The sequence below is a fragment of the Vreelandella zhanjiangensis DSM 21076 genome (assembly GCF_000377665.1).
Taxonomy (GTDB): Bacteria; Pseudomonadota; Gammaproteobacteria; order Pseudomonadales; family Halomonadaceae; genus Vreelandella; species Vreelandella zhanjiangensis.
Genome location: NZ_KB898646.1, coordinates 399,747 through 414,655, shown reverse-complemented (window position 1 = coordinate 414,655; position 14,909 = coordinate 399,747). Strand labels below are relative to the sequence as shown.

Annotated in this window: 13 protein-coding genes; 4 read left to right on the top strand and 9 right to left on the bottom strand. The window is 54.2% G+C overall.

Annotated elements, in window-relative coordinates; genetic code table 11:
- The first annotated feature begins 3 nt into the window (after positions 1 to 3).
- Positions 4 to 555: a DUF2062 domain-containing protein gene (locus D467_RS0101780; protein WP_018915791.1), complete on the top strand. Its 552-nt coding sequence runs from the start codon at positions 4 to 6 to the stop codon at positions 553 to 555.
- Here the strand turns inward: D467_RS0101780 and D467_RS0101775 are convergent.
- Together D467_RS0101775 and D467_RS0101770 are read right to left on the bottom strand one after the other, a co-directional pair.
- The gene (locus tag D467_RS0101775) at positions 552 to 1,313 is read right to left on the bottom strand and encodes an ABC transporter ATP-binding protein (RefSeq protein WP_018915790.1); all 762 of its coding nucleotides are present in this window, start codon (positions 1,311 to 1,313) and stop codon (positions 552 to 554) included. The two genes, D467_RS0101780 and D467_RS0101775, sit on opposite strands and share 4 nt — an antisense overlap.
- Positions 1,314 to 1,323: 10 nt before the next feature.
- A complete protein-coding gene (locus D467_RS0101770; protein WP_018915789.1) occupies positions 1,324 to 2,565 on the bottom strand; it encodes a lipoprotein-releasing ABC transporter permease subunit in 1,242 nt (413 codons plus the stop codon).
- Between the two features lie 225 nt (positions 2,566 to 2,790).
- On the opposite strand from D467_RS0101770, the gene D467_RS0101765 reads away from it, so the two are divergent.
- The gene (locus tag D467_RS0101765; protein WP_018915788.1) at positions 2,791 to 3,846 is read left to right on the top strand and encodes an agmatine deiminase family protein; all 1,056 of its coding nucleotides are present in this window, start codon (positions 2,791 to 2,793) and stop codon (positions 3,844 to 3,846) included.
- 9 nt (positions 3,847 to 3,855) lie between these two features.
- Entirely contained in the window at positions 3,856 to 4,770 is a 915-nt protein-coding gene (locus D467_RS0101760; protein ID WP_018915787.1) for a carbon-nitrogen hydrolase, read from the top strand.
- Positions 4,771 to 4,921: 151 nt separating this feature from the next.
- Here the strand turns inward: D467_RS0101760 and D467_RS0101755 are convergent, their stop codons facing one another.
- The 4 genes from D467_RS0101755 to D467_RS0101740 form a co-directional block, all read right to left on the bottom strand.
- On the bottom strand, positions 4,922 to 5,878 hold the full coding sequence (locus tag D467_RS0101755; protein ID WP_244147791.1) for a Nudix family hydrolase: 957 nt from the start codon (positions 5,876 to 5,878) through the stop codon (positions 4,922 to 4,924).
- A gap of 114 nt (positions 5,879 to 5,992) precedes the next feature.
- On the bottom strand, positions 5,993 to 7,222 hold the full coding sequence (argJ, locus tag D467_RS0101750; protein WP_018915785.1) for a bifunctional glutamate N-acetyltransferase/amino-acid acetyltransferase ArgJ: 1,230 nt from the start codon (positions 7,220 to 7,222) through the stop codon (positions 5,993 to 5,995).
- A 34-nt stretch (positions 7,223 to 7,256) separates the two neighbouring features.
- Positions 7,257 to 10,010 (bottom strand): preprotein translocase subunit SecA, encoded by a 2,754-nt coding sequence (secA, locus tag D467_RS0101745; protein WP_018915784.1) that lies wholly within the window; start codon positions 10,008 to 10,010, stop codon positions 7,257 to 7,259.
- A 72-nt stretch (positions 10,011 to 10,082) separates the two neighbouring features.
- Positions 10,083 to 10,445, bottom strand: coding sequence for a hypothetical protein (locus tag D467_RS0101740; RefSeq protein WP_018915783.1), 363 nt, complete (start codon positions 10,443 to 10,445; stop codon positions 10,083 to 10,085).
- Positions 10,446 to 10,553: 108 nt separating this feature from the next.
- Here D467_RS0101740 and D467_RS0101735 point away from each other — a divergent pair, with 108 nt between their 5' ends.
- Positions 10,554 to 11,012 carry a DUF721 domain-containing protein gene (locus D467_RS0101735; protein WP_018915782.1) on the top strand — a complete coding sequence of 153 codons (459 nt, stop codon included), beginning with the start codon at positions 10,554 to 10,556 and terminating at the stop codon, positions 11,010 to 11,012.
- Between the two features lie 154 nt (positions 11,013 to 11,166).
- On the opposite strand, the gene lpxC is transcribed toward D467_RS0101735, so the two are convergent.
- From lpxC to ftsA, 3 genes are all read right to left on the bottom strand, one after another.
- A complete protein-coding gene (lpxC, locus tag D467_RS0101730; RefSeq protein WP_018915781.1) occupies positions 11,167 to 12,078 on the bottom strand; it encodes a UDP-3-O-acyl-N-acetylglucosamine deacetylase in 912 nt (303 codons plus the stop codon).
- A gap of 136 nt (positions 12,079 to 12,214) precedes the next feature.
- A complete protein-coding gene (ftsZ, locus tag D467_RS0101725) occupies positions 12,215 to 13,396 on the bottom strand; it encodes a cell division protein FtsZ (RefSeq protein ID WP_018915780.1) in 1,182 nt (393 codons plus the stop codon).
- A 34-nt stretch (positions 13,397 to 13,430) separates the two neighbouring features.
- Positions 13,431 to 14,720 (bottom strand): cell division protein FtsA, encoded by a 1,290-nt coding sequence (gene ftsA, locus D467_RS0101720; RefSeq protein ID WP_018915779.1) that lies wholly within the window; start codon positions 14,718 to 14,720, stop codon positions 13,431 to 13,433.
- Positions 14,721 to 14,909: the final 189 nt, after the last annotated feature.

Here is a 14,909-nt window from a genome sequence, read left to right as displayed (position 1 = left end):
GACATGCCGCGCCGTTTCCTGCAGCGCTATATGCCTAAACCCGATATGTTACGGCAGCAGCGATCTCTACGCTTTATGGCGCCGCTGATTGCTGACCCGGGGTTGTGGCTTTTAACTCGTCGAAGCGTTGCCAATGCGTTTAGCGTCGGCTTGTTTTGCGCCATGCTGCCCATTCCTTTTCAAATGGTGGTCGCGGCGATCGGTGCACGACTTAGCCGCTGTAACCTGGCGCTGTCGGTAAGTCTTGTCTGGGTCACCAACCCCCTCACCATGCCGCTTATTTTTTACTGCAACTATCGGCTGGGCACCTTTATTCTCGGCGAGCCGGTACGCGAGGCGCCAACGCGCATTTCAACGCGCTGGATTGCTGAACAGATGCACGATATTTTGCCCCCATTGGTGGTCGGATCACTTGTTACGGCCATTGTTTTGGCGCTGGTGGCCAATGTCGGCATTCGCCTTATCTGGCGCTGGCACGTGTCTCATAATTGGAAACGCCGCCGCCAAAACAGGCAGCGGCGTCGGGCGCGGGTCGAATCTGAGTTCGATGATTAAGGCGTGCGTGGCTGCTCGATAAGCTTGCCTGCATCCAGTTTAAGTACCCTATCCTGATGCGCCGCCAGGCCCACATCGTGGGTCACGATAACGAAGGCGCAGGCGCTCTCTTTAGCCAACTCATCCATCAAGGCCAAAATGGTCGCGGCGGTCGTCTGATCCAGATTCCCCGTCGGCTCGTCCATCAGCACAAGGCTTGGATCAGTCACCAGCGCGCGGGCAATTGCCACACGCTGACGCTCACCGCCAGAAAGCTCGCCCGGCTTATGGTCGGCCCGCGCTTTCATCCCGACTCGCTCAAGAATCTGCATTGCACGTTTTTCAGCGGTTTTCTTTGATTGACCGCGAATAATCAGCGGCAATGCTGCATTTTCAACCGCGGTAAACTCCGCCAGCAGATGGTGAAACTGGTAGACAAAGCCGATATAGCGATTGCGAAACTTCCCTAAGGCCGCCTCATTTAATGTAGAAAGCGGTTCGCCCGCGATCACTACTTGGCCATCGCTAGGTCGATCCAGCCCGCCCAGCAGGTTAAGCAGCGTCGTTTTTCCCGATCCTGAACTGCCCACGATCGCCACACGCTCACCGGCACGCACGGATAGCTCAAGCTTATCAAGCACGGTTAAGTCTTGCGGACCTTCGCTATAAACCCGTGTTAAATTATTGCAATTCAGCATAATGGGCGGCTCCTGAGCCTCCGCCACTGAGCCTTGCGTAGCGGTAGACGACGCGGCAGTTAACGGCGTAGTAGTAGACATGCAAGCATCCTTATTCATAGCGCAGAACATCCGCCGGTTGAACACGAGCAGCGCGCCAAGCGGGATACAGCGTGGACAGGAACGTTAGACCGAAGGCCGCCAATACAATGTTGCGAACGTCGTCCCACTGCAGTTGAGATGGCAAGTCGCTAATAAAGTAAACGCCTGCATCCAGGAACTGAATACCAAAGGCCGCTTCAAACCAACCGATCAGATCCGAGATCGTCAGCGCCAGCAAAATGCCCACGGCCACGCCAATGGCAATCCCCATCAGGCCAATGGCCAATCCTTGAACGATGAAAATACCCATGATAGAGCGCGGCGTTGCGCCAATGGTGCGCAAAATCGCGATATCCGCACGCTTGTCGGTGACCACCATGACCAGGGTAGACACGATATTAAAAGCTGCGACAGCCACGATGACGGTTAACAACAGCGCAATCATGCGCTTTTCCATTTGAATGGCCTGGAAAAGGTTGCCATGCGAGGACGTCCAGTCAGTACCGCGGTAGCCCGGCCCTAAATCATTAACGATGGCCTGGGTTTCACTGCCGGCAATAAATAGATCGTTAAGCTCCAGGCGCAAGCCACCTACCGCATCGCCCAGACGGGCCAGCGTCTGCATATCTTCAATATTGGCGTAGGCAAGATTGGCATCAAGATCAGCGCCAACGCTGAAAATACCGCTAACGGTAAAGCGTTTTAAACGCGGGAAAACACCTGCCGGTGTAATGGATGCTTCAGGCACCAGCAGCGTTACACGATCGCCGACGCCAACGCCCAACTGGCGTGCCAGCATTGAGCCAAGCACCACATTCCACTCACCCGGCACCAGGTCGGCAAGCGCACCTTGACGCATATGCTGACCAATAATGGATACCTGGTCTTCCCAATCAGGGTTAATACCGTTGACCATTGCCCCCTGGTTACGGCCAGCGGCAGAAAACATACCCTGCTGCTCAACATAAGGTGCTGCACCAATGACGCGCTCGCGCTGGATCAGCTCGTCGGCCAGCGCTTCCCACTCGACCATCCCTTGGGTTGCCTCGATTTTCGTATGCGGCACCATTCCTAAAATGCGCGTGCGTAGTTCGTGGTCGAAACCGTTCATGACCGATAACACCAGGATGAGCACCGCCACCCCCAGCATGAGCCCCAGCATCGATGTTAATGAAATAAATGAAATAAAGTGATTCCGGCGTTTGGCGCGCACGTAGCGCAGCCCCACCAGGAAAGGCAAACGATCAAGCATGGCGTCATTCCTTATTAATAAGCGCTCATGGTACGGTTTTTTTAGCAATACTGCATGTGCAAACGGCCATTAGAGCGACAGAATACAGGCCCGTTCCCTTAAACCACGTAGGGCTTGCAAGTTCCCCCGCGACCCCCTACATTGCGCCCATTTACGCTGGCGCAATCGGCGAGCGTTTGTGTTTATCAAAAGATCTTACCAAGAGGCTCTGCGACGTTGGCTAACATGACTTATCGCCTGCTGCCTGAATGGCATCCACAAGACGGTTTACAGCTCACCTGGCCACGCCCTGATGGCGATTGGGAGTCGCTGCTATCGCGCATTGAAGCAACGCTTGAACGTATTGTACTGGCAACCGTTCGCTATCAGCAGGTGGTTATCAGCATGCCGGATGAGGCAACGTGCGCACGGGTGCGGACAACATTCGATGCCTACGGCGTGCCGGCTCACAAGCTATTGCTGGTAGTGGCGCCCACGGATGATACCTGGGCACGCGATCACGGCCCGATCAGCGTGGTTGATGACGAAGGCCAGCCAGTAATGCTGGACTACACCTTCACCGGTTGGGGCGGCAAATTTCCGGCCAGCAATGATAACCAGCTGACACAGGCACTAGCGAATGCTGGCGTTTGGGCGTGCCCGATTGCTTCACGCGATATGGTGCTGGAAGGTGGCGCGATTGAAACCGATGGCGAAGGCACGCTTTTAACCACTGAGGCCTGCTTACTCAACCCTAACCGTAACCCGCACTTGACCCGCCAGGACGTTGAAGCGCTGCTGGCTGACGACTTTGGCGTCGACCGCGTGCTGTGGTTAACCAACGGCCACCTCGAAGGTGACGATACGGATAGCCACGTTGATACATTGGCGCGTTTTTGCAACCCTACGACGATTGCCTATGTTCGCTGCGATGATCCACAAGACTCGCATTATGCCGCGCTACAGGCCATGGAGCAGGAGTTAAAAGCATTTCGGCAGCGTAACGGCGAAGCATACCGGCTTGTTCCACTGCCTTGGCCACAGGCATGCTTTGATCCTGAAGACGGCCACCGGCTGCCGGCCACTTATGCCAACTTTCTGATTATTAACGACGCGGTGCTGGTACCCACCTATGGTGATCCAGCAGATACTTTGGCACTTAATGCGCTGGCCGATGCGTTTCCAGACCATGCGCTGATCCCCATTGAGTGCTCAAGCGTTATTCGTCAGCATGGCAGCCTGCACTGCTTAACCATGCAGCTACCCAAAGGTACGCTGACAGCGGCCTCTTCCAACCAGTAAGGAGCTACGATGTCCATAAAGCCGACAACTGACCTAACGGTTGGAATAGTTCAGCAGCCTGCCTGGCCCGATAAAGCGCAGAGCCTTGACGCCAGCGAAGCGGGCATTCGGGATGCAGTAAAGCGCGGCGCACAGCTGGTCATGCTTCAGGAGCTGCATGCCACCCACTACTTTTGCCAGTTTGAAGACCCGGCGTTGTTTGATTTGGCCGAGCCGCTGGATGGGCCGACCGGCCAGCGCCTGGAAGCGTTAGCCCGCGAGCTGGATATCGTACTGGTGGGTTCACTGTTTGAACGACGTGCGCCTGGGCTTTATCACAACACCGCCGTGGTGTATGACCGCGCCAAGGGCCGCGTGGGTCAGTATCGTAAAATGCATATTCCCGATGATCCGGGCTTTTATGAAAAGTTTTATTTCACCCCCGGTGATCATAACGCGAGCCGTGCAGAGGGGTTTACCCCGATTGATACATCGCTTGGCCGTTTAGGCGTATTGGTATGCTGGGATCAATGGTATCCGGAAGCCGCACGCCTGATGGCCTTGGCGGGTGCCGACCTGCTGCTTTACCCCACGGCCATTGGCTGGGACCCCAACGATGATATCGCCGAGCAGACACGTCAGAAAGATGCCTGGACGCTGATTCAGCGTTCTCACGGTGTCGCCAATGGCTTGCCGGTAATCGTCGCCAACCGCATTGGCTTTGAGGCCGACCATTCGGGCGTCGGTGACGGCATTCAGTTCTGGGGTGGAAGCTTTATCTGTGGGCCTCAGGGCGAGCTGCTTGCCCATGCAGGTGAAGAGGCCGAGCAGCTGGTCGTCACTATCGATATGGCACGCTGTGAAAACACCCGACGCATCTGGCCCTACCTGCGTGATCGCCGCATAGATGCCTATAGCGATTTAACCCGCCGCTTTCGCGATTAGGCTCGTAACAAGCTCATAAAGCAAACGCCTGCCAGATGACTCTGGCAGGCGTTTTTTTGGCGCTTATCTTCGGTACTAATCTTAAGTACTTATTTTAAGCACTTGTCTTAAGTACTTATCTTAAGTACTTATCCTCAGCACGTAAAAACGCTTACTTCCAGAAATCGCGAATCGAGGCGATACCCTGAGCGCCTACGGCACGGGCATGATTTGCATCAAAGCGGGTCATGCCGCCCAGCGCAAAGACCGGCATACCGGCACGCTCAACCAGCTGCTGGAAATCATGCCAGCCAATGGGGGCTACTTCTGGATGGGAAGGCGTTGTACGCAGTGGCGACAAAGTAACAAAATCACAGCCCAGTACGGCTGCTTTTGAAAGCTGGGTCTGATCATGGGTCGATGCCGAAAGCCACTTCTGTTCCGAAATAGGACGTCGATCCAGCTGCATTAACCGCTCGCTGGTTAAGTGAATACCGTCAGCATCCACTTTTTCAAGCAAGCCAGGCTCACCGTTAAGCAGCAGACTGGCGCCATACTCACGACACATACGCAAGGCACGCTCAGCACGCTCAATGTAGGCAGCCTCATCAAGCGCTTTGGCACGTAGCTGCACAAGACGAATATTATCTTCTTTCAATGCCCGTTCCAGGAACGCATCAAACCGTGCCTCATCCGCCTCTTCACTGGTAATCAGGTACTCAGTGGGGAGCATGACGGCGCGCAGAATAGGCAGATTGGCAGCAGGGAACGGATATTTTACCAGCTCTTCCATCGGCACCCAGCGTACCGCCTGACCCTCGCGCCCAAACGGCTCGCCCGCAAACTCATGAACCTGCCAAACATCCAGCAAAATATGCTTGTCAGGATATTCATGGTGGATACGAATCAAAGGCTGGGCGCGAATAATCTCGACACCAAGCTCTTCGTGCAGCTCGCGCTTAAGCCCTTCAAGACCCGTTTCATAAGGCGCCAGCTTGCCACCGGGAAACTCCCATAAACCGCCCTGATCGACATTCGAGGGCCGACGCGCGATCAATACTTTTTTCTGATCGGCACTAACGATGGCAGCTGCCGCGACATGAACCCGTCGTTTTACCATTACATTCATTACGTCTTTATCCACTGTGTACGCGCTGGCAAGTTAATGCCAGCGCCAACTCGCTGCGTGAGCCCTTTTACGACTGCTGATCCAGCCTTTCGACTGAACTTAGCTACGATAACCTTAGCTACGATAATCCGCGTTAATCGTCACATAGTCATGGGAAAGATCCGAGGTCCAAACGGTGGCACTCTCGTCACCACGTCCCAGGCTGATGCGAATAGTGATCTCTTCTTGTGCCATCACCGCGCTGCCCGCCTCTTCAGTGTAGCCGCTTGCCCGACCGCCATCTTCGACCAAACGCACATCAGCCAAGTCAATGACCACACGATTCACGTCAAAATTATCCACGGGCGCCCGACCCACTGCGGCCAATATACGACCCCAGTTAGCGTCAGACGCATAAAGCGCCGTTTTAACCAGCGGTGAATGGGCAACCGTAAATGCCACATCCAGCGCTTCCTGACGACTCTTTGCGCCATCAACTTGCAGCGTGACAAACTTCGTCGCTCCCTCACCATCACGAATGATGGCCTGGGCCAACGTGGTCATTACCTGCTGTAGCGCATCGCGAAACAGTTTGATGTCCGCATCATTAGTAACTGCAGCGCCCATTCCCGTCGCTGCCAGCAGACAAGCATCGTTGGTGGAAGTATCGCTGTCCACGGTAATGCAGTTGAAGGAGGCATCCACGGTTTCGCGCAGCAGACGATCCAGCAACGATTGCTCAACCGCCGCATCAGTCACCACAAAGCCCAGCATGGTCGCCATATTCGGCTTGATCATGCCCGAGCCTTTAGTGATCCCGTTGATAGTGATCGTGCCGCCACTCACGTCAACCGTAATGCTTGCACCTTTAGCGCGGGTATCGGTGGTGAGAATCCCCTCGCCCGCCTGCTGCCAGGCCTGACTGCCCTCGGCTTTCGAATCAAGCGCAGGGGCCAGGCCCGCCAGCAGCCGCTCCATGGGGAGCGGCTCACCAATAACGCCGGTTGAGAAAGGCAGCACCTGATGCTCTGCAACGCCCGCCTGTTCTGCCAGCGCTTTGCAGCTGGCATAGGCATCTTGAAGCCCTTGCTTACCGGTGCCCGCATTCGCATTACCAGTATTCACCAGCCAATAACGTGGCGACTGACCGTTCTCGCGGCAGCGCTCGATATGCGCCTTGGCAACCGTTACGGGTGCCGCACAAAACGCATTACGCGTAAAGACACCGGACACCGCAGCTGATTCAGGCAGTTCAATCACCACCACGTCACGGCGACCCGGTTTTTTAATACCCGCCATTGCACTTCCTAGGCGCACCCCCGCCAGGGGTGGCATCACCGGAAAGGGACTTTTACCCACCGCCATGATCGTCTCCTCTACCTTTATTCAGCCCGCTTCGTTAGCTTAATTTTCCACAGCACTGCTTGTACTTCTTACCTGAGCCGCAAATACACGGATCGTTACGTCCGACTTTAGGCCCTTCGCGACGTACAGGGCGTGCATCCATGTCAGCGTCGTTGTCATCGACGCCATTCATTTCCGCTCCGGCTGCATTCTCATTCGATGAAGCGTCATCGTGACGGGTAGCGGCGGCCGCTTTTTCACGGGCCAGCTCTTCACGACGTTTTTGCTCCAGCGCATCGACCTCTTCAGGCTGGCGTACCTGGACATGGCTCAAGATACGGGTAACGTCCGCTTTGATATTGGTCAGCAAGTGCTGAAACAGCTCAAAGGATTCGCGCTTGTACTCTTGCTTGGGATTTTTCTGGGCATAACCGCGCAGGTGAATACCACGGCGCAGGTGATCCATAGACTGCAAATGCTCTTTCCAACGCGTATCCAGAACCTGCAGCATCACTTGCTTTTCAAAGCGACGAATCAGAGTAGCCCCGGCTGCATCCACCTTGGCTGCATAGGCTTCCCGGTGCATGGTCTGGAGACGTTCGCGCAGTTTCTCTTCACTGAAACGCTCATCTTCAGCCGCCCACTCAACCACCGGAGCATCCAGGTTAAATTCCGCCTTGAGATGCGCTTCCAAGCCAGACAAATCCCACTGTTCAGCCAGGCTTTGCGGTGGTACGAAGTCGCTGATGGAGTCTTCCATCACTTCTTCACGGATCCCCACGATCGCTTCTGAAATATCGTCAGAGGCCAGGACTTCGTTGCGCTGTTCGTAAATAACCCGGCGCTGATCGTTGGCGACGTCATCATATTCAAGCAGCTGCTTACGGATATCGAAGTTACGGCCTTCAACTTTTTTCTGCGCCCGCTCAACCGCATTAGATACCATCTTGTGCTCGATGGCTTCACCGCGCTCAAGGCCTAGCGCCTGCATCAGGCGTTTGACGCGATCAGAGCCGAACAGGCGCATCAAGCTGTCTTCCAGCGACAGGAAGAAGCGAGTCGAACCCGGGTCGCCCTGACGACCAGCACGGCCACGCAGCTGGTTATCAATACGCCGGGATTCATGGCGCTCAGAGCCGATAACGTGCAAACCACCGGCTGCCAGCACGCCGTCATGGCGCTGTTGCCATTCGGCTTTTAACGCGTCAATCTGGGCTTGGCTTGGGTTCTGTAGTTTGGCTGCTTCCGCCTCCCAGTTACCGCCCAACATGATGTCAGTACCCCGACCAGCCATATTGGTGGCAATCGTAATAGCGCCAGGGCGACCCGCCTGAGCAATAATTTCCGCTTCACTCTGGTGCTGCTTGGCATTCAGAACGCTGAACTTGAGACCTGCATCATTCATCAGGCGGGCAAGATATTCTGACGTTTCAATTGAAGCGGTACCTACCAACACCGGGCGCCCTGCTTCGGTTTCGGCCTTAACATCTTTGATAATCGCTTCGTATTTTTCTTCAGCGCTCAGGTAGACCAGATCGTTGAGATCCTTCCGTGCCAACGGGCGGTTGGTCGGAATAACGATAACGTCAAGGCCGTAAATCTGGCGAAATTCGAACGCTTCGGTATCGGCGGTACCGGTCATACCTGCAAGTTTTTCATACAGGCGGAAATAGTTCTGGAAGGTCGTGGATGCCAGCGTCTGGCTTTCACGCTGAACGGTTACGCCTTCTTTGGCCTCAACGGCCTGATGCAGGCCTTCAGACCAGCGGCGGCCCGGCATCGTCCGGCCGGTATGCTCATCAACGATGACCACCTGATCTTCCGAAACGATGTAGTCCACGTCGCGGTTATACAGATAGCGCGCGCGTAGTGCAGAGTGCATATGCTGAAGCAGGTTAAGGTTTTGAGCCGCATAGAGCGACTCGCCTTCTTTAAGAAGGCCTTCCGCCTGCATCAGCTCTTCTACCTTGTTATGCCCCTGCTCGGTCAGCTCAACCTGTTTCTGCTTTTCATCCAGCACGAAATCGCCGGTAGCAGGCACATCGTCGTCTTCTGACACCTCGCCTTGCTCTAACTGCAAAGAGAGCTGATTCGCGACGTTATAAAGATTGGTATTTTCATCCACCGCGCCAGAGATGATCAGCGGCGTACGCGCTTCATCAATCAGGATGGAATCGACCTCATCGACAATGGCGTAATGCAGGCCACGCTGCACCTTGTCTTCCAAGGAGAACGCCATGTTGTCGCGCAGGTAGTCAAAACCAAACTCGTTATTGGTGCCGTAGGTGATATCGCACCGGTAGGCATGGCGCTTCTCTTCACCCGTCTGACCCGAAAAGATAACGCCGATGGAGAGTCCGAGGAACTCATACAATGGACGCATCCACTCGGCATCACGACGCGCCAGATAGTCGTTCACCGTCACAACGTGCACGCCCTTGGCGGGCAGCGCATTCAGATAAACCGCAAGCGTTGCGACCAGCGTTTTACCTTCACCGGTTTTCATTTCGGCGATACGCCCGCGATGCAGGGTCATGCCCCCGACCATCTGCACATCGAAATGACGCATCCCCATTACGCGCTTGCTCGCCTCACGTACGATTGCAAAGGCGTCGGGTAGCAGGTTATCCAGCGCTTCACCATTGCTCAGCCGCTGGCGTAGTTCTGACGTTTTGCCCTGAAGCTCTTCATCACTCAGTTTTTCAAACTCTGCCTCAAGCGCGTTCACACCGTGAACGTTTTTGTGCATGCGCTTTACTTCACGGTCATTCTTAGAACCAACTACTTTACGTAACAAATTATTAATCATGAAATATCCACATCATCATGAGCGACCCAATGGGTTTCGCCCTGTTCCATATAAGGCAAATAGAGTGCGTTTTTAGTGAACCGTGAAATAAGCAGGCGGGCCACGCTGGGTAAGCACATCGCGCGCGGCCACCTGGCGCTTTATAAAGCGGTACGCAGGCAAGCAGTGGCGCAGCACCCTCACCTGCTTGATGCGCCGCTGCCAACGCTTTAAGGCGCGTCGCCTTCTGGCGATCCATTGAGACTGGGCACGTAAAATAGCGGGCACCCACAGACAGACGCTAACGCTGCGCTCAGTACCGCGAAAAGCATCAGAAGGCACTAGACTACTGGGTAAAAGACAGCTTACTAGGAGACCCGCCAGCCACCAACGCGCCAGGCCATAACGACGGTAACGTCGCGGCGAAGCATAAAAGGCATTAAGCGTTGAGGACATGCTGTGGGTTGGCTCCTGAGCGTGTTAGGCTCTGCTGATAAGTAGCTCGTCAAAAAATTTACAGGGCTACTTAGTAATATTGAGAGGGTTATCCTAGGATTCAAGCGTATGAGTATAAAGGTTAAGCGTTCTCAGGCCCAGCCCATCGCCCGCCTGCTAAACAAGTCTGGCGATATTGGCCAGTTAATGCGCCAATCTCGTCTTATTGACCAGGCCCAGAGCCACCTACGCGCGCATCTGCCTGAAGAAATGCGCCAGCATATTTTTGTAGGCGGCTTTCGTGAAGGTCGCCTGACCCTTATCAGCGGCCAAGCCAGCTGGCTGACGTGGCTACGCTTTGAGCAGCGGCGTTTATTGACGCTACTTCATCAGCTACCCGGTTTTGAAGCCGTAAGCGGCTTTACCTTTAAAGTTCGCCCCGTACACCCGGTTGAAGCGCCACTTCGCAACACGCGCAAGCTATCAGCCAGCGCAGGTCAAACCCTGACGGAGTGCGCAAGCGACATGCAGAACCCCGCGCTTCGCAAAGCGCTTGAGCGGCTGGCATCTCACGCGCCAGAAAAATAACGCTATTCCCTAGACCTAGACCTAGAAATACAAAACCTAGAAACACAAGACCTAGAAACACAAGACTCAGAAATGCAAAAGCACCGCCAAAGCGGTGCTTCACATCAAACCTAAACCGTTCATTCAGATTCAAATAGCGCTAATACTTAAGCCATCAGGCCATTGCGGGTGCCGCGTACGAAATAGGCGCGACGGCTTTCTCGCCTTCAAACGTCACAATCTCGTAAGCATCGGGCTGCGCCATCAGTTCACGACACAGCTGATTGTTCAGCGCATGACCGGACTTAACACCATGGAATTCGCCAATCAGGCTGTGGCCCAACTGATACAGATCACCAATAGCATCCAGCACCTTGTGTTTTACAAACTCGTCTTCGTAGCGCAGTCCGCCCTCGTTGACGATACGGTAATCATCGACAACGATTGCATTGTCAAGACTGCCGCCAAGAGCCAGGTTATTAGAGCGTAAAAACTCCAAATCCTTCATGAACCCAAAAGTACGCGCCCGGGAAACTTCTTTCACAAAAGACGTGGTCGAGAAATCAATCAGGGCCGTTTGTTTCTGCTGCTCAAATACCGGATGATCAAAATCAATCGCAAAAGAGACTTTAAATCCCTGATGCGGAAGAAAAACGGCTTCTTTATCGCCATCGCTAACCGCAACGCGACGCTTGATGCGGATAAATTTCTTCGGGGCATCCTGCTCGAGGATACCCGCCGATTGAATCAGGAACACAAACGGGCTGGCACTACCGTCCATAATTGGAACTTCAGGCGCACTTAAGTCAACGTACGCATTGTCGATACCCAAGCCTGCAAATGCAGACATCAGGTGCTCGACCGTTGCCACTTTAACGCCTTCAAACGAAAGCGCAGTGCAAAGCTTTGTATCTTCGACAAGCTCAGCACGTGCGGGGACGTGTACCACGGGATCCAGATCGGTTCTAACAAACACAATCCCGGTGTTTGCCGGCGCCGGACGCAAAGCCAAATGGACTTTTTTGCCGGAGTGCAGACCCACTCCAGTGGCGCGGATGACGTTTTGTAGGGTGCGTTGTCTGATCATGGGCAGTGGTCGAACTCTAATGACGGTAGTACCGTAAGGAAAGGGAAGTTATCAAACAGTGTTCACTTTAACAGCAAACGAGCGTTTTAACCAATAAAACACTCGTTTGCTGGCAGTATGACACCGATTGAAACAATCAATCAGCCTGACGGCGCAAGAAGGCTGGAATGTCCAGATAGTCATCAGCATCGGCTGAACGACTTTTTTCAGGCCGCGGCTTAGGCGCGTGTTCAGGCGCTTCTGCACGAGCGGTTGCCTGCTGGCGCATTACTGTCGGCTGCTGCAGCTTGCGGTAATCAGAAGAGTCCGTAGCGGAGCGGCGCACAGGCTCGCGCGCTGCTGATGCTTTAGAAGACTTGCTACCATCCAAGCCGGCGGCAACAACTGTCACACGCAGCTCATCGGACATTTCCATATCGATGGAAGTTCCGACCACGATGGTGGCTTCTTGCGACGCAAATTCCTGAACCGTGGCGCCCACGTCGTTGAACTCGCCAATCGAAAGATCCGGGCCAGCAGTAATATTGACCAGAATACCCCGTGCGCCATGCAGATCGATATCCTCCAACAGCGGGCTGCGGATAGCTTTTTCGGCTGCTTCGCGGGCACGGTTTTCACCAGTAGCACCACCTGTGCCCATCATTGCCATGCCCATTTCAGACATAACGGTGCGCACATCAGCAAAGTCGACGTTGATAATGCCGGGGCTGGTAATCAGCTCAGCAATACCCTGTACGGCACCTAGCAGTACGTCATTCGCAGCGCTGAACGCCGTGAGTAGCGTAGCGTTTTTACCCAATACGGAAAGCAGCTTTTCATTGGGAATGGTGATCAGCGAGTCGACATGCTCAGAGAGCTCTTTCATGCCCTCTTCGGCCGCGCGCATACGCTTGGGGCCTTCAAACGGGAAAGGCCGTGTAACCACTGCCACGGTCAGAATGCCTAGCTCCTTGGCCACCTGAGCAACCACGGGAGCACCACCGGTGCCTGTACCACCGCCCATACCGGCAGTGATAAAGACCATATCGGCGCCCTGTAATAACTCGGCAATCCGATCCCGGTCTTCCATTGCAGCCTGGCGTCCCACTTCTGGGTTAGCACCAGCGCCTAGCCCTTTAGTGATTTCACCACCGAGCTGTAATACTGTTTTCGCGGATACGCGTTTAAGCGCCTGGGCATCGGTATTGGCGCAAATGAATTCAACGCCTTCAATATTACTTTCAACCATATGGTTGACGGCATTACCGCCGCCACCACCAACACCGACTACTTTGATGACCGCACTACTCGAGGGTGCGTTATCTACCAATTCGAACATAAGCCCCGTCTCCTGAACCGCGCTTGCGGCCCTGTCAGAAATTTCCTTTGAACCAGCCTTTAACTCTGGCCAGCGCCGAATGGCCTTCCTTGATATCACGCCGGGCAAGCTCGTTGCGTCCTTTATGGGCAGCAACCACTCCCCCGTGGCTTTCTAGACCTCGCCCATGACGCACTTCTTGCAACGCATAATGCAGTAAGCCGACACCTGTCGCATAAATGGGGTTACGCACGACATCTGCCAAACCTCGAACATTTTGCGGACAGGCGATACGAACCGGCATATGAAATATTTCCTCTGCCAGCTCACTCACACCTTCCATGCGTGAGGTGCCACCAGTAAGTACCACACCAGCGGCAACCATATCTTCATAGCCACTACGGCGTAATTCGTCTCTTACCAGTGTGAATAGCTCTTCATAGCGTGGTTCCACTACTTCAGCGAGCGCCTGACGTGATAAATCACGCGCCGGACGGTCACCCACACTAGGAACTTTGATCATTTCATCGCTAGATGCCAGCTGCGTTAATGCGCAGGCATACTTAACTTTAATTTCTTCAGCGTGCTGAGTAGGCGTACGCAGTGCCATGGCGATGTCGTTGGTTACCTGATCGCCAGCAATCGGAATAACCGCAGTATGCCGGATGGCGCCTTCGGTAAATATGGCCATATCGGTCGTTCCGCCACCAATATCCACCATACAGACACCGAGCTCACGCTCATCTTCGGTTAATACCGCCATGCTGGAAGCCAGCTGCTCCAGGATGATGGCGTCAACATCCAAACCACAACGGCGAACGCACTTCTCAATATTTTGTACAGCATTGAGAGCCGCGGTTACCAGGTGGACCTGCGCCTCCAGCCTGACACCCGACATACCCAAGGGTTCACGAATACCGCCCTGAGCATCGATTGAAAATTCTTGGGGCAGCACGTGTAAAACGCGCTGGCCTTCTGAGATTGCCCGGGCTCTAGCTGAATCGATAACGCGGTCAATATCGGAGGGCGTAACTTCGCGCTCTTTGATGGCCACTACGCCATCGGAATTCATCGAACTAATATGGCTACCGGCAACGCCGACATATACTGAGTGAATATCACAGCCTGCCATGAGCTCGGCTTCTTCCACGGCTCGCTGAATAGACTGAACCGTTGACTCAATATTAATAACGACGCCGCGCTTCATGCCCCGTGAGGGGTGCGAGCCGATACCCGCAATTTCGATGCCGCCATCATCGGTAGGTTGCCCGACGATTGCGACGACCTTGGACGTTCCAATGTCCAGCCCGACCACCATATTAGATGCATTGGGTGAGCCTGCCATGAGTCGGGAATACTCCTTATAATCTTTTTAAATAGTAAAATAAATAAGGGACACTTAACTCAACTCATCGCCTAGTGATTACAACTTAGCAGTCAACAAGCGTTGATGACTAATTATCATTAAACGCCGATGAGAGAGAATAAACCCACAAAAAACTTTCACTGGCCCATAGTATAGAAACAATCGCCA